General features: G+C 40.0%; 17 protein-coding genes and 1 pseudogene. 1 reads left to right on the forward strand and 17 read right to left on the reverse strand.

All coding sequences use genetic code 11. The annotated features are described in order from the left end of the window. The 10 genes and pseudogenes from BUB56_RS14700 to BUB56_RS14745 all read right to left on the reverse strand — a co-directional run. Positions 1 to 208: pseudogene (locus tag BUB56_RS14700) on the reverse strand (IS110 family transposase); the annotation flags it as partial. Between the two features lie 335 nt (positions 209 to 543). Further along, a complete protein-coding gene (locus BUB56_RS14705; protein ID WP_110942062.1) occupies positions 544 to 1875 on the reverse strand; it encodes a glycosyltransferase family 4 protein in 1332 nt (443 codons plus the stop codon). Between the two features lie 80 nt (positions 1876 to 1955). Further along, on the reverse strand, positions 1956 to 2741 hold the full coding sequence (locus BUB56_RS14710) for a sugar phosphate isomerase/epimerase family protein (protein ID WP_110942063.1): 786 nt from the start codon (positions 2739 to 2741) through the stop codon (positions 1956 to 1958). A gap of 17 nt (positions 2742 to 2758) precedes the next feature. Continuing rightward, positions 2759 to 3799, reverse strand: coding sequence for a zinc-dependent alcohol dehydrogenase (locus BUB56_RS14715; protein ID WP_110942064.1), 1041 nt, complete (start codon positions 3797 to 3799; stop codon positions 2759 to 2761). A 25-nt stretch (positions 3800 to 3824) separates the two neighbouring features. After that, complete coding sequence (locus BUB56_RS14720; RefSeq protein ID WP_190014571.1) at positions 3825 to 5510, reverse strand: sugar phosphorylase; 1686 nt, start codon at positions 5508 to 5510, stop codon at positions 3825 to 3827. Positions 5511 to 5653: 143 nt separating this feature from the next. Next, entirely contained in the window at positions 5654 to 7279 is a 1626-nt protein-coding gene (locus BUB56_RS14725) for an MGH1-like glycoside hydrolase domain-containing protein (protein ID WP_242946391.1), read from the reverse strand. Between the two features lie 114 nt (positions 7280 to 7393). Next, positions 7394 to 8497: an ABC transporter ATP-binding protein gene (locus tag BUB56_RS14730; RefSeq protein ID WP_110942066.1), complete on the reverse strand. Its 1104-nt coding sequence runs from the start codon at positions 8495 to 8497 to the stop codon at positions 7394 to 7396. A gap of 12 nt (positions 8498 to 8509) precedes the next feature. Next, complete coding sequence (locus tag BUB56_RS14735; protein ID WP_110942067.1) at positions 8510 to 9550, reverse strand: carbohydrate ABC transporter permease; 1041 nt, start codon at positions 9548 to 9550, stop codon at positions 8510 to 8512. Further along, positions 9550 to 10509 carry a carbohydrate ABC transporter permease gene (locus tag BUB56_RS14740; protein ID WP_242946392.1) on the reverse strand — a complete coding sequence of 320 codons (960 nt, stop codon included), beginning with the start codon at positions 10507 to 10509 and terminating at the stop codon, positions 9550 to 9552. The genes BUB56_RS14735 and BUB56_RS14740 overlap by 1 nt, the downstream gene beginning before the upstream one ends. 83 nt (positions 10510 to 10592) lie before the next feature. After that, positions 10593 to 11873, reverse strand: a complete 1281-nt coding sequence (locus tag BUB56_RS14745) for an ABC transporter substrate-binding protein (protein ID WP_110942068.1) — start codon at positions 11871 to 11873, stop codon at positions 10593 to 10595. Between the two features lie 608 nt (positions 11874 to 12481). Between BUB56_RS14745 and BUB56_RS14750 the strand changes: the two genes are divergently transcribed. Next, positions 12482 to 13495: a LacI family DNA-binding transcriptional regulator gene (locus tag BUB56_RS14750; protein ID WP_110942069.1), complete on the forward strand. Its 1014-nt coding sequence runs from the start codon at positions 12482 to 12484 to the stop codon at positions 13493 to 13495. A gap of 35 nt (positions 13496 to 13530) precedes the next feature. Here the strand turns inward: BUB56_RS14750 and BUB56_RS14755 are convergent, their stop codons facing one another. From BUB56_RS14755 to BUB56_RS14785, 7 genes are all read right to left on the reverse strand, one after another. Continuing rightward, positions 13531 to 15723 (reverse strand): alpha-galactosidase, encoded by a 2193-nt coding sequence (locus BUB56_RS14755; protein WP_110942070.1) that lies wholly within the window; start codon positions 15721 to 15723, stop codon positions 13531 to 13533. Positions 15724 to 15757: 34 nt separating this feature from the next. Then, positions 15758 to 18088, reverse strand: a complete 2331-nt coding sequence (locus BUB56_RS14760) for a glycoside hydrolase family 65 protein (RefSeq protein ID WP_110942071.1) — start codon at positions 18086 to 18088, stop codon at positions 15758 to 15760. Positions 18089 to 18105: 17 nt separating this feature from the next. Then, positions 18106 to 19146 carry a Gfo/Idh/MocA family protein gene (locus BUB56_RS14765; RefSeq protein WP_110942072.1) on the reverse strand — a complete coding sequence of 347 codons (1041 nt, stop codon included), beginning with the start codon at positions 19144 to 19146 and terminating at the stop codon, positions 18106 to 18108. Positions 19147 to 19340: 194 nt separating this feature from the next. Then, positions 19341 to 21002 carry a hydroxylamine reductase gene (hcp, locus tag BUB56_RS14770; protein ID WP_110942073.1) on the reverse strand — a complete coding sequence of 554 codons (1662 nt, stop codon included), beginning with the start codon at positions 21000 to 21002 and terminating at the stop codon, positions 19341 to 19343. A 205-nt stretch (positions 21003 to 21207) separates the two neighbouring features. Continuing rightward, positions 21208 to 21909: an iron-sulfur cluster repair di-iron protein gene (gene ric / locus BUB56_RS14775; protein WP_242946393.1), complete on the reverse strand. Its 702-nt coding sequence runs from the start codon at positions 21907 to 21909 to the stop codon at positions 21208 to 21210. Positions 21910 to 22091: 182 nt separating this feature from the next. Next, positions 22092 to 23501, reverse strand: a complete 1410-nt coding sequence (locus tag BUB56_RS14780) for an FAD-dependent oxidoreductase (RefSeq protein WP_110942074.1) — start codon at positions 23499 to 23501, stop codon at positions 22092 to 22094. Positions 23502 to 23570: 69 nt separating this feature from the next. Beyond that, positions 23571 to 23921, reverse strand: coding sequence for an FMN-binding protein (locus BUB56_RS14785; protein WP_190014572.1), 351 nt, complete (start codon positions 23919 to 23921; stop codon positions 23571 to 23573). Positions 23922 to 24059 lie beyond the last annotated feature (138 nt).

Genomic DNA, 24059 nt, shown 5'->3' on the forward strand with positions numbered 1-24059 from the left:
CTTTACCATTCTTTTCTGCTGTCTTTTTTGCCCATTCCATAAACTCTGAAAACCCGGTGCTGTTAGCCTTGAAGCTGATGGTTCTATCCAATTCTATTCCTCTCCAGTCAAAAGCCCTTGCATAATGTATCTTTTTAGCAATATCAACCCCGATTACCAGCGTTTTATCTGTGATTTGCATAATCTTAAAATTTTGGTTATACTTCATATTGAAGACCTCCTGTAGTTTTATTTATGTCGTTTTCTTGCGGTTAACCACCACAACTCTATTCTACAGGCTTGGTCTTCTTTTTTCAAAGTGCATTAATGTTCATTACAGGAATGCTCCTTTTGTTTTCTAAAATTGGTTGGCGAACCTTTTTTATTTTAACAAAAGGAGGTTATTTTTTTCTACTCATAGCTAAAGCTTTTTGGAACCCCCGGTAGAACCGGGGGTTTTCAATATACAATAAAAGCAGGCTGCTTTCTCAAGCCGCCTGCTTCAGTCATCGCCGGATAACTGTTTTGAGTTTAAACCTTCATCTTGCGTATGATACCTAGCATTTAAAATAAACTCTTCAATATTTCTCCTAGGGCTTCATAGGAAAAATGCCTCTTTCCTTTGTTAAAATTCTCCTCAACCCTTAATTCCCTGTACTGACGATCCTTTAAATAAGTTATGATTTCTCTGGCAGCCCTGCTTATAATATCTTCCTCTACTATTACCAGACCATCCTCATCCAGTTTATATGATTCTCCAAGGGATACAATATTGAATTCGATGCTATCAAGGTCCTTTACATAAACCGGATACTTATAGACTAACATCGGTTTTTTAGCAAATAAACCTTCTAAAAACTGATTTCCAAACCCCTCTAATATTGAAGGATAGGTAATAAAATCAGCATGAACATAAGCATCCCAAAGACTGTATATTTTTACTCCATCCTTATGATATCTATAAGAGTCAATGATATTGTTTACAAGCTTTAATCTGACATTGAACTTTTCAGCTTTTTTCTTTAACAGGTTTAAATACCTCTCTTCGCATTCAACGAGGCCTGCCATTACAAAAACAATATCTCCAGTAAAGCTCCTGCCATGATACAGCTTTCCTTCTCTTAAAACCCTCATGTTTTCCTCTTCCTTGAGCTTTCCGATCGTATCCAGCGCTAATTCAATAGCTTTTCTTTCTGTGATTCTTGTGGCCTGTAAAATAAGTATATCTTCTTCTTTAACCCCTATAACTCTTCTGAAGTCCTTATTGTATTCATCTACCTCCCACAGCTTTGAAGAAAAGTCAAAAACATTTGGAACAATGGCAGCTTCTACGCCTTTCCTGCTTTTTAATTCTTCCCGGGCAATGCTATTGATCACTACATTCTTGATGTTCTCCCCCTTTGGCGGGAAGTAAAAATCCAATAATTCCTTAACATAGTCCGTAGTCGGGTTCTTATATTTTTCCCTTTCCCAATAAAAGTCATGATTATGTACAATAGCTCTGATGCCTGTTTTCTGTACTGCATTGTATATCCCTACAGCAGCCGGAAGTCCCCACCCCAGTGACCAGATATTATTAGGTACAATAACATCAATGTTTTTTCTTTGAATGATTTCAACGAGCTTCCTTTCAATATTTTGTGCCATTTGATCCACCTGTTCCTTTAGACCTGTCTCGTCGTAATCAAAAATGGCTGTATAAGCATTATATACAATCTTATCATTCACTTCATTCTTATAGTAAAGCTCTTCTATAACCTCTGTATCCTCATAGGGATTCCCGCCGATATATATGACCCGGTGTCCCTGCTTTTCCAGTTGGATTTTCCACTTCTCCATCTCCAGGGAAACCCCATCGGTTTCTCCTACCCTAAAATGACATAACGCGATATTCATATACAAAACTCCAATCCTCATAAAAGATTACTATTTTCACAGCTTGTACCGCCTTCACTTCGAAGAAGTAAGACTGCTTTTTATAAGCTTCGAAGAAAATCTAAACTCCTTCTGATTCCCTCCACCGTCTCCCCTCTCAGATGGCACTCAATCGATAATAGCCCATTATATTTCAATTCTTTAAGCTTATGAAAAATGGATTTAAAATCGGTGTGGGCCAAGCCTGGAAGCTTTCTATTACTGTCAGCTAAGTGATAATATCCTATATGGGAATTATATTGTTCCATCGTTTTAATTACATTATCTTCCTCAATATTCATATGGAATATATCTCCAAGCAACTTGACTTGTTTGCTTCCAACTTCATCAATATAAGCCGCCCCTTCACTGATCATGTTGATCATATGATCCTCATATCTGTTCAGAGGCTCTAAGTAAAACATAACCTTATGCTTTTCTGCCGATTCTGCAATTCTATTCAGTGAATCCAACAATATCCTTCTATCTTCCTCCAAGGGTCTTTTGGCAGGAAATCGTCTGGCATACATGCCGTAAGCAGCCGGGGCGATTAGACCAACCCCTCCCATATGAGCAATATATTCCAGTGAGGTCCTTACCCCCTCTACAGCAACATGACGCTTTTCCTCATCAAAGTCTGCGATCCAGTTTAAATATCCTCCACATACTGCTGCAACTTCAACTCCCGTGATTTCTGATGCCTTTGCAATCTCTAGGGCATCGGCCTGGATTAGATTTCTTTGAAAGAAATTTAACTCAACCCCATCAAAGCCAATCTCCTTAGCAAGCCTAAAGCTATCCCGAAAATGATTCATCCCCAGTAGATTATCCTGTATGGCTAGTCTCATCACAACCCTCTTCCTTTCTATGCCAGAGACAGTACTATTTGCAGTACTTCTTCCGTTCCCTTATCCAACATCTCATAAGCTTTGGCCGCTTCTTCAAAAGGGATCACATGGGTTATCAATCCCTTTAGATTAAGTTTTCCTTCCTTCTGCAAATCCATCACTGTATGATTCAGACGCAGCCTGTTCCATCGATAGCTCAGCGCAGGGTCTACCCCGGAAATTTGGGAACAAACCAACTGAATGCGGTTATGATGGAACTCTTCCCCTAAAAATAAACCTGCCGCTTCTCCTTGAAAAAAGCCTGACGCGACTACTCTTCCCGAATAGGCTGTACATCGAATCGCTTCATGGAGCGCTCTGGAAGAACCGGAAATCTCTATGGCTACATCGGCCCCTAAGCCCTTGGTAATTTCTTTTATCTCCTTAGCAGTATCACATTTTCCTGAATTGATGATGATATCTGCTCCAAATTTTTTAGCATAGGATAAGCGGGTATCATCCAAATCAATAGCGATCACTCTAGCTCCATTTAACTTGGCCAACTGGGTAACGATTTGTCCCGGTACCCCCTGACCAAATATCGCTACGGTTTCACCCACGTGGATATTGGCGTCGAGTATAGCATTGATTCCTATGGCGCCAATATGAGAGAAAATGCCGCATATCGGATCTAATTCTTTATGAAGCTTACGGTCTTTTGCAAAGCTCTCATCTGTGATATGAATACTCTTGTGACCCCATGTGCCAAAGATGACATCTCCTACTGCAACCTCCTTCACTTCACTGCCTATTTCTACTATCTCCCCAACTTCCTCATAGCCCCACTGCTTGAGGGGATAACTCCAGGAAGTTTCAGCTTCTTTTTCAAATATTCTATTGGCTGTATCCCATTTCTTGCTTAAGAAGGGATTGCTTCCCCGATAGGAAGCCAGCTCCGTGCCTGCACTGATTCCTGTATAAAGCGTCTTGATCCGCACCTCATTGCCAAGCAGTGCTCTTTCTTCAACGACTTCATAGTCGATTGTTTTCGCTTCCTTTAAAATCATTAACTTTGACATATTTTTCCCCCTTGATTTACTTTACTTAAACCAATATCCAGGCAATCTGATAAGGCTTGAGCTTTGAAATAAATTCTCGCTGATTTGAGGACAGCAATTCTATTCCCTCAATTGGCTTTAGCAGTTCCACCTCTTTATCCGTAACATTGATGATGGCGATGATCTTCTCTTTCGTTTCCGAATTATATCGTTCTACTGCAAATAAGGATGGTGACAAATTCAATACATTTTGACCTGCATAGGGTGAAAATGCACTATGGGCTCCTCTTATTTTTAACAGCGCCTTATACTGAGTGAACACCATATACCTTAAGGAAGAGGGATCTTTTAATTCCTCGACGATTTTTTCATAGTTTAATTTTTCCCGGTTTATCCTTCTGTTAATGCCGGAATCCTCAACTCCTTCATACCAATTTTCTGAACCCAACAGGCTATGATAATAAATACCGGGCAGTCCCTGTAAAGAGAGCATAATCCCCTGTGCCGCCATAAATCTTTCAAATTTCTCCTGATTTCCCTTTGACGGATTCGTAACGCCATTCATATAGCTTATATTGAGTTCATAAGGGCTGCTGCTTCCGTCTGGATTTGTCTTGTAGCTAATTCTGCCGCCATTTTTTACTACACCTTCAAACAAAATCTCTTTTTCTTCCTCTGATAATATACCTTCCAGCGGTCTTACCCCTACCCCGTCATGGGAGGCCAGAAAATTAAAATAGGTATTCCCTTCTTTCAGCGGTGTATCCTCTAAGGACTGGGCCCATTTTGTCAGTTTCCTTGTGTCTCCGCACTGGAGGGAAAAGAGGACTAAAGGGGGCAGTGGAAATTGATACACTAAATGAGCCTCATCTCCATTCCCAAAATAGCTTATATTGTCGGCATGGGGCACATTGGTCTCTGTAATAATATATGTACCGGGAAAAAAGGCTTCTACAAATAACCTCATGAGCTTAACAATGGCATGGGTTTCTTCGAGGTGCATGCAGCTCGTTCCAAGTTTTTTATAAGCGAATCCGATGGCATCCAATCTTATAAATTTCGCCCCCTTAGAAGCGTAAAATAAAAGAACCTCAATCATTTCTGCCAGTACCTTCGGATTGGCGAAATTTAAATCCACCTGATCTTCAGAAAAAGTTGTCCAGTAGTATTTCTCACCCTCACTGGTCACAAACTTCGTTAACAGCGGCAGGGTTCTAGGTCTTGTAATCATACTGTAGTCTAAGTTTGGATCTGATTCAATATAATAGTTCTTATAGGCTTCCATGCCCTCCACAGAGGCATTGAACCAGTGATGGGATTTTGAGGTGTGGTTGACTACCGCATCCAGCATTATCCCATAGTTTTTGCTTAGGTCCTCAATATCCGCCCAGTCTCCCAGGTTCTCATCCACCCTTCTATAATCTGCGACTGAAAAACCGTCATCAGAAGTCGACGGACAAATGGGAAGCAAATGAACATTTGTTATCTCTTCACAACAATTGTTATCTAAAAATTTTTTCAAGGTTCTCAAGGGCTTCTCCGTTCCACCCTGTATTCCATCACCGTATACAATCAACATTACGTCCTTTTCGCTGATCTTGGTTTCCTTAACATGATTATATTCTCTCCATTTTTCATATAGAGAAGAAAGTATGCTTTCCGCACTTTGTAAAGCCTCATCCTTATATATTACCTTCAATAATTCTAAAGTCTTGTTTCCAAAATTAACCATACATACCTCCAAAGATGTTTATCCTCCTAAACAGGCTCCGCAGCGCCATTCTTTTTTTAATCGCTAATCTGATGCTTTAAGGTAATAGAAGACCCTACAAATACGATGCTTCCATAAACCTTACCGAACCTCCATTGAATATGCTAAACCATGAAGGAAATATCTCCACGAATCGTGTAATGATATACATTATTTAAATAGTTGATTTTAAGCTGAAACAAATCCTGAGTGAATATTTTGATGTGCATGGATCCCTTTTCCATCTGTGCGTAAAAACTAGCCTGTTTCCCAAAAAACCAGTAGTTTTCACAACCGCTGTATTCTGACTTAGGATCAAGGGTCCAAATAACTTCCTGATTTAAAGCATCGGCTTTCAAGCCTATTTTGAACTCAATAAGGTATAATATCGGCGCTATCCCGGACCATCCTACAAAATCCTTTTTATCTGCGTTTCCCGATGAAATTTCATCGGGAGGATAATTTTCCCATATGCTTCCGGTTTTTTCAAAGACCTTCACTACATTATCCAAATGATTCAAAGCAATTTCTCTGGCTAAAGCATTATAGCCATATTTTTGTAGTCCGTAGATCACCATGGTATTTGTCGGTGCCCAAACGGAACCTTTCCAGTATCCTCCTTGTTTGTCATACTCCTCTTCATCTGCAGCGCATGCGGGAACTCTATGGAGTCTTTTAAAGGTTCTTTCATCCTCCAGCCAATGAACCAATCTTGCAGCTTGCTTTTCATCTGCAACACCAGAAATCATAGCCCAAAATCCAGCAATTGTCTTCACTGGAGCCCTTTCTCCATTACGCTTTAGGTCAAAGTAAAAGCCCTTATCCTCATCCCACATGTGGCTGTTGATGGCTTGTTTTGTCAGCTCTGAAGTCCTATTAAGAAATTCTTTTCTATCTTGTAACAGTACCTTGTCTATATATCCGTATTTGTACAGCTCTTCCATAATACAGATCAGTGAGTTGGCAAAGAGTACCATTTCACAGCTGGTATCTACAGCACACCCTAAATATCTATTCCTTGGCGAATTATCCATACTGGCCCAGTCTGTGACATATAAATGGTTTTCATGTCTGATATGGTACCATAAAGCCTTGTAGTAGTAGAACAATGGTTCCATTACCAAGTCCAATCTCTCTCTATCCCCAGTCTGGCAGTAGCTTACGTACTCAGCCCATGCCAGTATAGGATGGTTAAGATTGTCTAGTGTCAAATAGGGATTCTCTGTTACAATCCTCCCTAAATCCGGCTTATACATCTCCTCATAGGAGATGCTGCCAGTAGCTTTTAGCCTTCTATGTCCATAATGGTTATGAAAGTAGGAATACAAAGGCTTATCAAAAGCATTTACCCACTTATCAAAGTCTTTTCCTGTTTCTCTTACAAGTTCTCTTGGAATTTCCCCGTCTTGCAGCTGCTTACAATAAAAATTATCTAATGAACATATCCCTGGTATCAGCGTGTGAAATAGGTTGCAAAACATTGTGATGAAAGCTGTATCCCACATGAAAATGTTTTCATTGAAAGCAGCATCTACAAAATCACTTACAAAACCACTCCCGTTTTTAGGTTTATGCACATTTTTATATGCCAGCTTAACTGCATACCAATAGCAACCTATGAAATCTCTACGACTGCTGATAATCGGGTTCGGCAGTATCCTTTCTGCTTCCTCAAAGGTCTTTATAACAGAGGGTTCATATTTCTTTTTTTTTAAAGTACATGCCTCTCGGATGACCCTCCAGCAGACCATGAGACTTTATCATAAACTATCTCCTTTCATATAGCTCTAAAACTCTGTTTTTTCTTGTTCATGGAAAAGGCTTTTGCCATTTTCCCTTTTGATACGCAGGAAAATACTTTGTCCTTATTTAATTCTAAGGGTTGTCTCCCGATCGAAAAACATTGCCTTCCCATCCCTTATATATAGCGAAACCTTCGTACCCGGCCTAATGTCCATATACTTAGTGGTCACGATTTTTGCCTCTTTTCCCTCCAGGTTAACAATCAAAACAGAATGGGTTCCCTGAGGCTCTACAAAATCTATGACCGTATCATACAGGTACTCTGATTTCACCTGATCCTCATGAAAAATATCAATAAATTCAGGTCTGATTCCCATATCTACAGTTTTATGGATATAAGGTTTTAGTGCCTTTCTCAACTCCTGCTGGATTCTATATTGAAAGCTCTTTGATACAGCGAATAACTCATTATTCATTTCTTCGATGCTAACCTCAAAAAAGTTTGTAGGAGGCGTACCAATAAAGGATGCAACAAACTTAGTGGCACTGTCATGGTATACCTCCATCGGCGTACCCACCTGTTCAACTACCCCTTTATTCATAATAACGATTCTATCCGCAAGGCTCATTGCCTCAGACTGATCATGGGTCACAAAAATAGAAGTCGCATGCTCTTTATTGTGTATATTCTTAAGCTCCGTTCGCATGGAAACCCTTAATTTGGCATCCAGATTAGAAAGTGGCTCATCCATCAGGAATATCTTTGGTTTTACTACGATGGCACGGGCAACGGCAACTCTTTGCCTTTGGCCACCGGACATTTGCGTAGGGTATCTATCCAGTAGAGCGGTAATATCGGTAGCCTCTGCTGCAGCCATTACCCTCTCTTTTATTTCACTTTTAGACAGTTTTTGAAGCTTTAAGGGATAAGCAATATTTTCAAAGACAGTCATGTGGGGCCATATTGCATAACTTTGAAATATCATCGAAACCCCTCTATCCTTTGGCTTTTTATGGAGAATACTTTCTCCTTCTATCAGAACGTCTCCGCCGCTCACTTCCTCAAGTCCTGATATCATTCTTATAGTCGTTGTTTTTCCACATCCAGAGGGTCCTAAGAAAACAATAAATTCCCCTTTACGGATGGATAAATTCATTTTATTTACTACCAGGTTGCCACCTTTTGTATATCTTTTCTCTAAATCCTTTAATATCAAATAGCTCATTCTAAATTCCCCCTATAATTCTACTCCGCCCCACATTTGATTTACATATTTCCTTACAATAAAGGTAAATACCAAGGCAGGTAAAATTAATATTATACTGCCTGCAGCTGCATACTGTATTCCGCTGGAAGTGGTCCCAATCGCCTTATAAACCACCAAAGCCAAGGTTTGGTTTTTATTCGTAAGTATTAAAGCGGATATTGTATCATTCCATGCAGTGAGAAATGCATACATAGAACTAGCCGTAAGTGCAGGAAAGGCCAGCGGAAGAGTAATACGCATGAAGGTCTGAAAACTATTTGCACCAAAAATCAAGGATGCCTCTTCCAGTTCTTTATTGATCCCTATAAATATGCTTGAGGTGATCCATGCTGTCAGTGCAATATTAGGCACCGAATATAACAGCGCAAGCCCTAACAAGGTATCAAACAGCCCAAACTTGATAAGAAGAATAGCCATCGGGATGCTTATGCCTACTACCGGAAACATTCGCACGATTAGCAAGGTTACATTTATAAAGTCTTTAAATTTAAATGAATACCTTGCCATTGCGTATCCTGCAACACTCCCTATGCTCAATGAAATCAGTATGGTGTAAACAGAAACTAAAACACTGTTTTTTAAGGCGGGTATGGAGTTATTCACAATGGCAAAAAACTGCTTGAAGTTATGAAAAAAATCTTTTCTGTATTGAAACTCCATAGGACCATAAATTCTCGTTTTACTAAAATCTTTAAGCAGCTGCTCTCCCGGTACTCTTACCGAATACTGTCTTCTAAAATGATTCTCTAATCTGGTGGGATTCCCTGTTGTTATGATCGACCGATACCCATCCCCTCTATCATGAAATACTTCGTATTGATCGTCTTCTGCTGGTGCAATTTTTACAGTTACAGTAAAAGTAGGTATTAATGGTTTTGGAAACTTCGTCATTTCTACATCAGAAGAAAATGCAATACTAAGGAAGAATAGCAGCGGAACGACGACACTAAAAACCATCGTGGTAATTACAAGTCCCATCACTGTCTTCTGAATGATATTTAGCTTATCCATTAACTACTCCCCCCTATTTTTGTATTTCTCTTTGCAAATTTCAGATAAATTATCGTGACCATAAATACAATAACAGTAGTGGTAAAAGAGAATGTAAATGCCAACTTTTCACTGGTTGCTACTCCTGGTACAGCATCTACATAAAAAGCAATCCGCTCAACCAAAAAGGGGACCTTATTGAATCCTAAAACCATCACAGCAATCGCCCATACCTGAATTGCGGCGATAAGCCTCAATATAATCGAAGTGATGATAGAAGGCTTAAGGATTGGCAGTGTTATGTCCACAAATATTCTCCATTTATTCGCACCAAAGGTATAGGCTGCTTCTTTCAATTCTCTTTGCATCCCCTGCAATCCCGCTAACAATATAATCATAACCGAGGGGGTTACTGTCCAAGTGTCTATCAGTATGATCAGGAATACGGCTGCCAGTCCTTCTGCATTTAGGAAAACAATCGGTTCCTTAATGATATGCAGAAACATAAGCAACGAATTGATCCAACCTTCCTTAATCAAGCCGGTTTTCCATAATATAGCCACCGCTGTGGGGGTGATTGCCATAGGAATCATGGCAATAAACATGAAAAGCTTGGCACCTCTAAATTTACGACTTAACAGTACAGCCAGCAAAAGGGCTATAAAATATTGGATCATCACAGAAACAGCTGCAAATAACGCGGTATTCATTACCGCTTTATCAAATAAGTCCGAATGCATCATCAGCTTAAAGTTTCCTGTGAGTGTGAATTGTCCATTGACATCGGTAAAAACTTCTGCAACACCTGCAAATACAGGAGCAAGCCAAAATATGGCATAATAAATAAATGCAGGCAATAACAGTAAATAGGGAATCGCCTTCTTACTAAAAACACGTTTTAAATCTATCTGCTTCTTTTTAAAAATATCAGTATTCGGTAAACCGGTTTTATTTGAATTTGCTAACTTTAATTTACTCAATGTTCTTACTCTCCTATTTTAAATTAAGAAACAAGGGAAGGATATTTCATATCCATTCCCTCATTCAATGCCACCTAATAAATCTACTTTTTCAGAGCCTCAAGCTTGCCTTGTAAGTCAGCAAAATATGTGTCATCAGGAACTGCTTTCTCCTTTAGTATTTTTTCAAATAAATCGCCATAAAGAAGCTTAACGGCATTCCAATCTGTGTAAAGAGTGGCAGGTACTCCTGATACCTTTGTAGTTTCAAGCATTTTAGATCCCGCTCTCATGATCACATCACCGGCACCTAACATATCTCCAACTTCCTTAATCGGACTGAGAAGACCGCCAAATTCTGAACAAAGCTCATAGTTTGTCTGGGGATCGATTGCATATTGGATAAAGGTTTCTGCCAATTCTCTGTTTTTTGTACCCTTTTGTATACCATAAGCCCAAGCACCAGCCGTTGATCCTGCCCCATTTTCACCCTTTGGTGCTGCTCCAATCACATAATCATTAGGAGACGCATTATATGCTACACCCACAGGTCCCATATGTGCAAAGGTTAACCAGACAGCCCCACTCTTCAGAGGATCAGTAGGTGCTGTGTATTGCGCTTGTTCCGGATAGAAGGCATTTCCTTTAGCCATCTCCGCAATGATGCCCATTGACTTTTTGAAGCCCTCAGCATTAAATTCAGGGAATCCAGCCCCGTAAGCCATACCCAATCCACCTATAGGATATAGCAGCTGGGAACCTGTCATATTTGCAGGCATCATTGTTTTTCCGACGCCTTCTCCTGCAGCAATGGCATTTGCCCAAGCTGCATATTGTTCCCATGTAAGCCCGTTTACCACGCTATCTTCTGTTAATCCGGCAGGTAAATATTTTAAAGCCTGTTTATTGGCGATAGTAATATATACATCGAAGCTTATGGGAACAAAATAACGTTTTCCATCCTTCTTGATAGAAGCATCAAACATGTTGGTAATGGTTGATCCGCTATTATCCACCACTTCGGATATGTCTTCCATCCATCCTCCATTTACATAAGGCGCCATATTTGCCGTATCTGCAAAGATGATATCGGTTACGATGTTTTGGCTTTCTTGTTCTGATCTGGTTTTCTTTATTCCATCTTCCTGAGTTACAAAATCTACCTCAACAATAGCGTTATACTTTGTTTCAAAATTCTTCATGAAGGTGTTTATTATGTACTCTTTTTCATGAGGCTGAGGTGTACCTGTATAGGTAATTTTCAATACCTTTGGCTCCTCTGGCTTTGCAGCATCATTTGACGCAGGTTTTGTACCACAACCCGTTAACATTGTACTTACAGCAAATATTAGTGCAAAAACTAAGATGAAAACCTTTTTACTCATTTCATTTCCTCCCTTTTCTCCTAATCTTTGTTACCCTAGGAATATTTATTACAGGATCAGACCCTGGTAACCATATAAAATTCCTCCTTCAAATGAATATTTATAGATGTGCGACTGAGAATCCTAATTAATATTCGGAACGACGAGGGCGTCGATCCCTACATTTCTATTGAGGTTTACGTAGGGAACGGCCTCTGTGCCGTTTCGCTGAATGTTAAATTTCTTAATCACAGATCTATAATTTACGGGATAGACAGGCATTATTTAAAAATAAAATCATTCATGTTCGTTACATCGATATAAAAAATACTATTATTTCTGAATTATCAGCTTAAACAGATTATATATCATGAAAACGTTTTTTTCAATTAATTTTTTTCTTAAAATTTAGTGTTTTTACCTAAAATTCTCTCAATATCTTTCTTTTTCATAAGAATTAATAATTAATTCAATAAAACGTTTTTTTAAGATGTTGCAAATTATTTTTTTCATGTTATAATTTAAACTATCAATACTATATGATAGTACATGGCCCTGTCACAGGATATAGGCGAAGTCCACAGGTGCCTGTTTATTCCATATGCGTTTAATAGCAAAGGAGGATCCTTATGGCTTCTAATATTAAGGACGTAGCGAAACTTGCAAACGTTTCTATATCCACAGTCTCCAGAGTAATAAACAATGCGCCTAATGTACAGCCACATACTAAAAAAGTTGTACTTGATGCCATCAAAAAATTAAACTTTAAACCGAATAGAATCGCACAAAGCCTTGGAAGCGGTTCCTTCAATTCCATAGGCGTAGTCTCCTCTCGATCATCCAATCAAGCCTTTGTTCCACTCATCCTTCAATCGATCGCAGAGGTTGCTGATGAGAAAAATTACGAGATCATATTGAATAATTCATCCGACGAGATGAGAGAACTTGAAAAATGTCTATCTATGATTGACAGCAAGGTTGCTCAAGGATTGATCTTACTTAGCTCAAGAATTAACGATTTATTGATAGAAAAACTTTACGAACTAAACTTTCCCTTTGTGGTGCTTGGAAAGGTTGTCAATGAGTACTTGGCAAACAGGGTATATTCCGTAGATACTGACAATCTTACAGACTGCAAGGAAGCGGTAAACTACCTCATTAACCTTGGTCATAGACGGATTACCTGCATCCATGCTCCCCTAAACTATGTAGTAAGCAAGGAACGTCTGGATGGCTACATTGAAGCCCATAAGGAAGCTAGGCTGCCCGTCGATTATTCCTTGATCGCCAATGGAGGCTATGATATCAACCAGGCCTATGAAGCTGCACTAAGACTTTTAAAAAGCAGTACCCCTCCAACGGCGATATTTGCAACAGATGATATTAAGGCAGTGGGAGCCTATAGGGCCATCCTTGAATTAGGTCTGAAGATCCCAGAGGATATATCCATAATAGGTCACAACAATTACGATATTTCTCAAATAACAACCCCTCCTCTTACAACGATTGATGTGCCAATTCTTCAACTTGGTAAGGTTACCACAGAGAAGCTTTTTCATTTGATCGAAGGCAAAACTCCACCTATAAGAACAATCCTAAATACCAAGTTTATCGTAAGAGGTTCCTGCAGCAGTATAAAATAAAAGAAGGTTTCGCCCGAAAAGGGCAAAACCTTCTTTTATTTTATGGCCTTAAATCTCCAATAATGACTCACATAATCACCCTTAAAACTTGGTATATTGATACCGACATGAATGAGTTCATCTCCACCATAAACTTTATCCGTTCCAAGAAGCTCATAATCCTTGCCTTCGTCTAATCCCCTCAGCCTCAGCATCGACACCAGCGGAGGATTTGCTTTTGCAAGAATCCTAAAATAAAAGGCCACTACATTCTGCTTATCATCAGAAACAAACATCCAAGCAGCCTCCTTTCCCTCAAAAGGACTTTTCAGCCTGTAAAACTGTCCAAACTGAATGATTTCTCTTATTTCTTTATATTCTCCTATTTGCTCCTTTACAATCTTTTTCTCCTCATCTGAAAGCTTGGTCAAGTCTAATTCATAGCCCAGGTTGCCAGACATGGCTGCGTGACCTCTTGTTCTTAAATCCGTTATTCTTTCCACTTGGTGATTCGGAACTGCAGATACGTGCGCCCCCATTGTTATGGGTGGATATACCAGGCTGGTACCATATTGGATAAACAGTCTTTCGATGGCATCCGTATTATCACTTGTCCAGGTTTGGGGCATATAGTGCAATATTCCCGGATCAAATCTGCCGCCGCCTCCGGAACAGCTCTCAAACAAAATCTCCGGAAAATCAGCAGTAATTTTATCCATGATCTCATACAAACCTAACATATAGCGATGGGCGGTTTCCCGTTGTCTTTCCGCAGGTAGAAAAGCTGATCCTACTTCCGTCATATTTCTGTTCATATCCCATTTAACGTAGCGGATAGGGGCACAGCCCAAAATATTTGAAAGGGATTCAATAATATATTTACGTACCTTTTCATTCGTTAAATCAAGGATAAGCTGATGTCTTGAATTTGTTCTCCTTCTGTCCGGCACATGAATACACCAGTCCGGATGCGCTCTATACAAGTCGCTGTCTTCAGATATCATTTCCGGCTCAAACCATAGTCCAAAGGAAAGCCCTTGATGGTTTATTCTTTCTGTTAAATCCTCTAATCCCTTTGGAAGCTTATTCTTATTAACAATCCAATCTCCAAGGGAATTGTCGTCACGATTTCTCTTTCCAAACCAACCATCATCCAGTACAAACATTTCCAGTCCCAGCTCGGCTGCCGTTTTTGCGATATTTTCCAGCTTTTCAGGCGTAAAATCAAAGTAGGTTGCTTCCCAGTTGTTGATCAAAACAGGCCTTGTCTTCAGCTTATAATAACCCCTGCACAGGTTGTTTCTATACAGCTGATGATAGGTACTGGACATGTCTCCTAAGCCCTTATCTGAATAAACCATAACCAGCTCCGGTGTTTGAAAGCTCTCCATGGGGTCCAGCATCCATGAAAAATCAAAAGGATTGATTCCCATGGAAAATCTAGCGGTCTTAAACTGATCAACCTCCACTTGTGCTGTAAAATTTCCGCTGTAAACCAGACTGAAGGCAAAAACCTCACCCTGTTTTTCATCGGCACCCTTACTCAATAACGCCGCAAAAGGATTTTGCTGATGGCTGCTGGAACCTCTCCTGCTTTCAATAGATTGTGTCCCGGAGGCCAAAGCCCTCCTTTCGATGTGTCGTTCTCTTCCCCAGGATCCGGACAGATGCAAAAAATCATAATCTGTACTCAAAAAATCCACATTGCCGCTGAGGGCTTTGAGAATTTTCAGCCGCTCTTTTCCCCGGTTTATAAGCCTTGCTTCGCGGGATAGGACATTATATTTTTCGAATACGGTATAGGTTAATACTATCTCTAATCCACAAAGCTCATCACAAAGCACTACTTCCAGGGATTCTGCTTCTTCATCACTTTCCACATAGGTAGCCGGAAGCCCCTGAAGTCTTTTCTTGCCTTTAAATATTTTGTGGCTCTTATATCTTAGATCTGTTACCGTCGAACCATTACCTAGCTGTACTTGATAAGCGGGATTGCGAAAATCGCTATTCCCAAAGGCAGGGTACTCCTGTGGCAAAGTATCTAGTGAAAATCCTTCATCCCAGGGATCCGGCGTCGGAGAAAGGGGCTTTCTGCCATAAGGTATTCTTCTTGACAAATCATTGCTTCTTATTCTCTTTCCCCAGTAGAGATGTGCCAGATATCCCTCCCTATAAACTTGAAAGATATAGCTGCTGTCACCTGCCTGCAGGTGGAAGGTTCTGTTTTGTTGATGATATTTTATTCCCATATTTACCCCCTCAACGATTCATATCCATGATCTATTAGCGATCATTGATTTTGAGTTCTTTAAATAAGATGTACCTCTTTCCCATTATAAATAAGTCCATTTCCCTTTCAGATTCTTTCCTTACCTCCACGTTTTCCTTTGTAATACTAAGATTTATCCTCTCACCCTTCCAATACAGACTAAAGGAGAGCTTCCGCCAGGTTTTAGGGAGCTTCGGATGGATATGTAAAATGCCGTTATCATTCATCACTCCGCCAAATCCCATAACCACAGTCAGCCAAATCCCGCCCAAGGATGCTGCATGAATTCCATCATTGGAAGATACTGGGTTTTGCCCTAAGTCAATCTCAGCAGCCTTTCTAAAAAACCTATAAGCATCCTCATATTCATTAAAGTCATTGGCGATGATACTATGAACTGCAGCACTTAAAGAGGAATCATGAATAGTCCTCTTTTCATAATACTCCCAATTTGCCCGTTTAACTGTTTCATCGAAGCTGCCCCGAAGTACAAACAGAAGCATCACTACATCTGCTTGCTTTAATACCTGCAGATTAACAACCTGCTCCCGGGTATAATCCTTAAGAATCCTCTGCTTCTCATGGGAATCTCTATATTTTTCAATATTTATAGAAGCTTTCGTCAAGAAGGTATCATCTTGAGGGATAATCCCTGCTTCATTTGGGTCGGGTAGGTAAATGCTGTCCAGCAGGGTTTTGTAGGTCTCTATCTTTTCTTTTAATCTAAGCTTTTCCCGCAAGCATTTAAAGTTATCCCATTGCTTATGGATTGCTGAATCATACAACTCTATTGCCGCTTTTATCGTAAAATGTGCCATATAATTGGTATAGGCATTGTTATCAATGTGTTCCGTATACTCATCAGGGCCTATAACATCATTGATATGATACCGATGTTTGCCTTCATTCCATTCTAGTCTGCTATGCCAAAAAGCTGCGCATTCAAATATTATTTCACTCCCATATAAATCCATGAACACTTCATCATTTGTCGAAAGATAGTAATTCCAAACAGCATAAGCGATGTCTGCCGTAATATGATGCTCCTTCAAGCCGGACCATACTTTCGTGGCTTTTCCCGTCATAATGTTTATAGCCGCCCATTCTGGAGTTTCTTCTTCGCCGGTAAAAGCCGTTTCCCAAGGATACATCGCTCCCTCGTAACCAAATTTTTTAGCCTTATTTCTAGCACCTTCAATAGTATGGAACCGATATCGAAGCAGTTGTCTAGCGACCCCCGGAAAGCTATATTGAAAATAGGGAAGAATAAATATTTCTGTATCCCAAAAAACGTGTCCCTTGTAGCCTTCTCCAGTAAGGGCTTTTGCGCCAATACTAAAGCGTTCATCATGAAAAGGAGTCATAATGAGAAGATGATACTGGGCAAATCTGACAGCCAACAGATCAAAATCATCATCCGCCTGGATTTCTATCATGGCTTCTTTCCAATATAAGTTCCATTGATCTTTGCTTTTCTCGAACAGCTCGTCATAGGCAAACTTACTGTTCTTCTTAATGTGCTCTGAGGATATTGTTTTCAATTCTTCCAGATCCCCATCTATCTCGATGTCATTATCCAGACTGGTAAAAATATTGCTTATTTTCTCTATCGCGAGGGTTTGCCCTTTTTTAAGCGGCATTTGTCCATTGAAGTGAATCCTTCTTCTTTCTAAGAAATAGCTTGTTTTACATTCCACTTTTTCTCGGTCCATATACATTTTTACTGTGCTATTCAGCACAAAGTCAATTTTGCTCTGAGTCGTCCTTTGCACAAGCTGCATAAATTGGTTCTCATATACTCTTTTATCCCCGTCATGAAAATGCTGCACACCTGAATTGGTCTGTCTTCCGTTTATACCTGTCCGTAATATTACTTCTGCATCTGCCGTCAGGGCTGTTATTTCAAGCTTCATACCGATTAGGTGCATATCTGCCAATGACACAAACCTTCTGAAAATGATATGGTATCTTTCACCGGTGCTGTTCTCCCATAAGACTTCCCGGATAAGCTCCCCTGCTTTTAGATTCAATCTGCGGCTATAGTGATGTATTTTACCGTTTTTTAAAGAAAAGAGCTCTCCATTAATGTCTATCAACATTTCTATGATATCTGCAGCATTAGGCAGCTCGGTAACTTCATTTTCATCAAACTTATTATAAGTACCGGCTACAAAAAGGTTTCTGGTTTGCCCTATGTAAGGTTCTTCCACAGAAGACCTCAAGCCTAAATAGCCGTTTCCAAGAGCCATTATGCTCTCACATTTTCCCTGATGCCTATCATCAAAATAGGTTTCTTCCAAAATCCAATTCTTTTCCTGTTCTTCTTTCCAATAATAGTTTAGCATGACAAATTCTCCCCTATCTACAGCTTTACAGCTTGTCCAATCTCAGCAGACCTATAAATAGCATCTATAATGCGCTGTATCATTAGGCCTTCCTCGGCAGTACAAAGTACTGCTTCATTTCCTAAACAAGCTTCTATAAAATGACGGATGCTTTTGCTATGCCTATCGGCTTCCTGCAGAAAAGGCAGTTCAATATCCAGGAGATTTCCATGCTTTTCTGTATATATGGCCGGCGGGAAAACCGATGCTCCTGCCTTTTCTCCAAATAAATGTACATTCATGATAGAGCGTTCTTTCATATTCAGTGCAAAGGATGTCTGGAATAAGATGGAAGCACTATTTTTAAAGCGGATATACCCAAAGGCAGAGTCTTCCACTGTAAATTGTTTCGGATCCCAGCTCCCCATAAGTCCGACTCCAGCCTTATCTCCAATCCTTCTATAGGTAGAAGCCGATACATAATCTACCTCTGGGTAACCCATAAGATACAAAGCTGCATCCAGCATATGTACGCCAATATCGATCAGCGGCCCCCCTCCCTGTATCTCCTTATTGATAAATGCTCCCCAGCCGGGAATACCTCTTCTCCTAAGCGCCTCGATTTTCGCTGCGTATACATCTCCAAGCTCTTCTGCAACGATAAACTTTTTTATTGCCTGTATCTCTTCACTATATCTAAAATGAAAATTGTAGGTTAGAATTTTCCCATTTTCTTTAGCCGCCTGTGTCATCCGTTCTGCTTCATCTGCCGAAACCGCCGGTGGTTTTTCACACAATACATGACAGCCGCTGTTTAGTGCTGCTATTGCTGCTTCGGCGTGAAACTTATTTGGCGTGCAGACACTGACAGCGTCTAGTTCCAGTTTTTCAAGCATTTCTTCATAATTGGAAAAATAATAAGGTATATGAAACTTCTCTGCTATGTACTTAGCCCTATCCAGGTTAACATCCATCACTGAAACCGTTTCTACAAATTCTAGATATTTAAAGTAATTTGGAATATGTGTCATTTCTGCAATCTGCCCAGCACCTATTATGCCTACCTTCAGCTTTCTCATAATTCCGCCCCCTCTTTTTTAAAAAAACGTTTTCTTATTCTGATAGTATCATTTTCTCTGCCTACAGTAAACCTTTTAATCAAAAATAAAAAGCCTATTCCAAAAAATTTGACAATTTGGATAGGCCGGACAGATGTGTAAATAAATTTAAGAAAAAAAAGACTATCCTGAGATAGCCTTTTTTCATAATTCTGCTATGCTGTAGCCGCCTCTCCCAGGATAGCACTCATATCTGCATCAACATTGGAGATTGGTGTCACATTAAAATTATCTACTAACACCTGCAGTACATTCGGTGAAACAAATGCCGGCAGGGAAGGTCCAAGATGAATATTTTTAACTCCCAAAGACAGCAATGTAAGTAAGATCGACACTGCCTTTTGCTCATACCAGGATAGGATCAGTGACAGCGGCAATTCATTTACACTGCATTCGAAAGCCTCTGCTAGAGCCAATGCTACCTTGATGGCTGAATAAGCGTCATTGCACTGGCCCATATCCAACAATCTTGGCAATCCCTCAATGGTTCCAAATTCCTTTTTATTGAATCTAAATTTACCACAGGCTAAGGTTAGGATGATCGTATCCTCCGGCGCTCTTTCAGCAAAATCCGTATAGTAGTTTCTTCCCGGTTTTGTTCCATCACATCCTCCAATCAGGAAGAAATGCTTTATAGCACCGCGCTTTACTGCATCGATTACCTTATCAGCAACGCCTAATACTGTGTTGTGCCCGAACCCCACTAGTATTTTCTTTTCTGGCTCATCTTCCTGCCATCCGCCAAGCTCCAGGGCTTTTTTAATAATAGGTGTAAAGTCCTTTACACCATCTGCTTCTTGTATATGTGCAACCTCTGGGAAGCCTACGATACTTGAAGTAAATATCCTGTCCTTATAGCTGTCCCTGGGCTTCTGCAGACAGTTTGTAGTCATCAATATAGCTCCGGGCAGCCCATCAAACTCTTTTTGCTGATCCTGCCATGCGCCGCCAAAGTTGCCTACCAAATGAGGATGTTTCTTTAGCTCCGGGTAAGCATGGGTCGGGAGCATTTCACCATGGGTATAAATGTTGATCCCTTTACCCTCTGTTTGTTCCAATAGCTGCTTTAAATCCTTTAAGTCGTGTCCCGAAACAATGATAAAAGGTCCTTTTTTCTTGGTAATCAATACTTCTGTTGGTACCGGGTGTCCATAGATACTGGTATTAGCATTATCCAGCAGCTCTATACACTTAAAGTTTACCTGGCCGAATTCCATATTTAATTGAACTAGATCCTCTACCGTTAGACTGTTATCAATGGTGGCAGCTAGTCCCTTATAGAAGAAATGGCTGACCCTATCGTCCATCATACCAAGTATATGGGCATGATGGCCATACGCACCCATTCCCTTCATTCCGTAGGTCAGAAGCTCGCGCAGGGATCGAATATCTTCATTTAAGCCGGTATCTGCCATCACACCAAATTTTTTAGCTTCCTCCAGCATCTCTTCCTTCGTCATCGGCGGAATGTAATCTGCAGCAGCAGGAACAGTACCTTCAATCTCCCCGGCTAGTTCTTTCAGATATGCCTTTACTTCTACAGCTTTCTTTATGTAGTTTACAAATCTTTCCGGATCAAAATTTACATTGGTGAGGGTGGAGAAAATGGCATCCATTACAAATTTATTCGTATCATCATCCATCTTCTGCCCTTTTTCTAATGCTTTTTGCCCGTAAAATCCAATTCCCCGCAGCATATGTATGAGTAAATCCTGAAGCCCCGCAACCTCCGGGCTTTTACCACATATGCCGTGCCGGGTACATCCCTTGCCTCCCAGTGTTTGTTCGCACTGAAAACAAAACATATTACTTTCCATTTTTCCTACCTCCTTAATGATTGGAAATAATTTTCCGGAAAACTTTATCCTATTTATACCACTATTTTTTTGTCATAATCATTTTTTGAGACGAGGGATTTCTTGATCTACTGATCAGTTTTCTTCCCCGCTATCTATATTCTTTTTCCAATAAGTAAATAAAGGACAATGGCAGCACCATTATCCTTTTTTCCTAAAGATGTATTTATTTTATTTTTTGAAACAGGATGTTATTTTCAAGATGAATATGCTGGAATAAGTCTGATTCGATAGCTTTCAATTTATCATAGGTTCTTGCAAATGAGCTGCAGCCTGATTCAGGTACCTGATATCCATTTGTAATCTTTCTCATTTCTTTTAGTATATCCCCTGCTTTATCGTGCTCATTTTCTGTTTCATTCATCACCTTTAAAATATCCTCTTTCACTTCAGCAGTTGGATTGTTTTCATATTTCTTCATCAATGGGAAAAGCAGCTCTTCCTCTTTTATGAGATGCTCTTCAATTTCTGATTTAAGACTGCTGAATAATTTATGAAGCTTTGATAGAACCTGGCCATTCTCTACATAATGCACTCTTAGAATCTTATTAAGCAGCTTTTCTGCAACAGGCAGCTCTTCCCTCATAAAACTGTGATGTCTATTCACGATAAAATCAATCAGCTCTGCTGACGTTGCAGCTCTCCAATCCTTATCTTCCCCTGCAAGCTTGTCAAAGGCTGTATATGCATCATTTAATCTGCTCAGCAATTCTTTTTCATTAATGTTTTGTTCCTTGACTACAACTTCTAGCGTCCGATCCCCTCCGCAGCAAAAGTCGATCGCATACTCCATAAATATATCTGTAGCTTTTGGAAATACCGCTGCAATCTCACCAATTTTCTGAGTTTTACTAAATACCTTCATCATAAATATCTCCTCCTCATATATTGTTCTTTAATCTAATTATAGAGGGAATTCATATGAAAAGATGTGATTAGAATCAAAGTACATGAATTAAAGAAAGATGCAGACCCTTTATAATAGGTCTGCATCTTTCTGGTTAGATTATATTAAGGGGAAAACATGTATTTCCTTCACCAGTGGAATACCTATTTTCCTATTGCATGCTTCGCTGCGATTTTACCAAATACAATATCATCCAAAGTATTATTTCCAGCAACACGTCCTGCACCGTATAAACCGCCAACGACTTCACCGGCAGCGTATAAACCTTCGATAACACTACCATCTTCTTTTAATACTTGTGCATTCTCATTAATTGCAACTCCACCCATTGTGTAATGGCTTGATGGAAGTGTCTTAATACCATAGAAAGGTGCTGTGGTTACTTTTCCCATTGCTTTTCTATTGAACGGATCTTGTCCAGCATTATAAGCATCTACAGTTGCTTTTAACTTTGCAGGGTCTAGTCCAAGCTGTGCTGCCAGTTCTTCGATGGTGTCAGCTTTTACGCCTTTACCTTTTTCAACCGTTTTCTTTCCTTCTTTTGTTTCATATACATCATTATCAAAAATAATATAAGCTGTTCCCTCTTTTTGCTTCAATATTTCTGAAGCTAAGTCCCAAGTCTTCATTGTCTCATCAACAAATCTATCTCCATCTAAGTTAACTAGGATACCACCTTTTCCTTCTTCACTGATAACTACTTCCTTATACCAGTTTCCATTAGATGAAAGAGGTCTCATTTGGAATAAATCCATATGTCTTAACTGAGCACCTACTGCAGCAGCCATTTTAATACCATCACCTGTAGGACCTGGTGTAGTCATTTCTGTGTGAACACCTTTATAGTTCGGGTTGTATTCTGCAATCATCTCCGGAGCATTGTTCAATCCTCCTGTAGCCAGTATTACAGCCTTTGCATTGATTACATACTCTCCCCCTTGGCCTTCAACCTTTGCACCTACTACTTTACCCTCTTCTGTAATTAACTCCGTTGCTTTTGTATTTAGCTTAATTTCCAGGTTTTTGTGTTTTCCAGCCTCGGCTTGTAATGCCTTAACCAATTCGGCGCCATAGTGTCCCTCTGTAGGAACGATCCAGAACGGCTCTTCCGGGCTTTGAATCTTGTAGCTTAATCCTAATGAAACCAGCCAATCATAGGCTGCACTGCTGTTCTCTACAAGGACTCTAACCAGCTTTTCGTCGGCTAATCCTTTTCCTGTTTCAATGGTTCTTTTGTAGTGGTCCTCCACTGTAAAGGAAATGCCTGAATCCTTATGTAGCTGTGTATCAGAGGCAGTAATTCCTGTAGCGGAAATGATTGTGTTGCCCCCTACTGCAGGCATTTTTTCAACTAAGATAACCTTTACTCCGTTTTCGGCAGCTGTGATTGCAGATACCAGGCCTGCTCCACCGCCTCCGATTACCAGCACATCTGCTGTGATATCCTCATTGCCTTGTGCCGGCTGCGGCTGACTTGCTGGTGCGGTGCAAGCTGCAAGCATACTTGTAATGAGTACGAGAATCAATACCATTGTCATTGCTATACGACGCATTTTTTCCACTCCTTTTTGTTTTTGGGTATCAGATTGATTACAAATTTACCGTGCCAATCTAGATTCTATCTATTTTGCTGCTGCTTTTAATGCATCTTTCGCTGCATCAATAATGCCCTGACTTGTCACGGTTCCGCCGCTAACTACATCCACTTCAGCAGTTTGCTTTTCAACTATGGCTTTTGAAATCTTTTCAAATACGGGGTCAGATAATCCAGGTGTTTCACTGTGCTCCAGCGCCTTGACCGTTGTAATATTCCCCTTCTCTACAGTAATCTCCATTTTAATCGGACCATATTTCCCTTCTCCAGTTCCTGTGTATGTCCCATCTACATACTTTCCGGACTTTGCAGAGCATCCAATACTAACCACTGCTACCAATAGTAATGCAACAAAAATTACAAATTTTTTCTTAAACATCTGTTTTCCTCCCTTTAGAATAGTTTTAACAAACCAGCGAAATTGTCGCTTCATAAAAACACTATTGTACTTGTTATAAAAATATCATATCATCTAAAATCCCAAAGGGATATTTGTCAAATGTCCCTTATAGAAAGG

This window comes from Geosporobacter subterraneus DSM 17957 (genome assembly GCF_900142145.1).
In the GTDB taxonomy this organism is placed as follows: Bacteria; Bacillota; Clostridia; order Peptostreptococcales; family Thermotaleaceae; genus Geosporobacter; species Geosporobacter subterraneus.

Bases quoted from the DNA above. Each gene is read 5' to 3' on its own strand.
- BUB56_RS14760 (WP_110942071.1), bottom strand. From the start codon at position 18,088: ATGCTAAACTATTATTGGAAAGAAGAACAGGAAAAGAATTGGATTTTG.
- BUB56_RS14765 (WP_110942072.1), bottom strand. From the start codon at position 19,146: ATGAGAAAGCTGAAGGTAGGCATAATAGGTGCTGGGCAGATTGCAGAA.
- BUB56_RS14710 (WP_110942063.1), bottom strand. From the start codon at position 2,741: ATGAGACTAGCCATACAGGATAATCTACTGGGGATGAATCATTTTCGG.
- ric (WP_242946393.1), bottom strand. From the start codon at position 21,909: ATGATGAAGGTATTTAGTAAAACTCAGAAAATTGGTGAGATTGCAGCG.
- hcp (WP_110942073.1), bottom strand. From the start codon at position 21,002: ATGGAAAGTAATATGTTTTGTTTTCAGTGCGAACAAACACTGGGAGGC.
- BUB56_RS14725 (WP_242946391.1), bottom strand. From the start codon at position 7,279: ATGGTCTGCTGGAGGGTCATCCGAGAGGCATGTACTTTAAAAAAAAAG.
- BUB56_RS14735 (WP_110942067.1), bottom strand. From the start codon at position 9,550: ATGGATAAGCTAAATATCATTCAGAAGACAGTGATGGGACTTGTAATT.
- BUB56_RS14780 (WP_110942074.1), bottom strand. From the start codon at position 23,501: ATGCGTCGTATAGCAATGACAATGGTATTGATTCTCGTACTCATTACA.
- BUB56_RS14755 (WP_110942070.1), bottom strand. From the start codon at position 15,723: ATGGGAATAAAATATCATCAACAAAACAGAACCTTCCACCTGCAGGCA.
- BUB56_RS14715 (WP_110942064.1), bottom strand. From the start codon at position 3,799: ATGTCAAAGTTAATGATTTTAAAGGAAGCGAAAACAATCGACTATGAA.
- BUB56_RS14730 (WP_110942066.1), bottom strand. From the start codon at position 8,497: ATGAGCTATTTGATATTAAAGGATTTAGAGAAAAGATATACAAAAGGT.
- BUB56_RS14705 (WP_110942062.1), bottom strand. From the start codon at position 1,875: ATGAATATCGCGTTATGTCATTTTAGGGTAGGAGAAACCGATGGGGTT.
- BUB56_RS14785 (WP_190014572.1), bottom strand. From the start codon at position 23,921: ATGTTTAAGAAAAAATTTGTAATTTTTGTTGCATTACTATTGGTAGCA.
- BUB56_RS14720 (WP_190014571.1), bottom strand. From the start codon at position 5,510: ATGGTTAATTTTGGAAACAAGACTTTAGAATTATTGAAGGTAATATAT.
- BUB56_RS14745 (WP_110942068.1), bottom strand. From the start codon at position 11,873: ATGAGTAAAAAGGTTTTCATCTTAGTTTTTGCACTAATATTTGCTGTA.
- BUB56_RS14750 (WP_110942069.1), top strand. From the start codon at position 12,482: ATGGCTTCTAATATTAAGGACGTAGCGAAACTTGCAAACGTTTCTATA.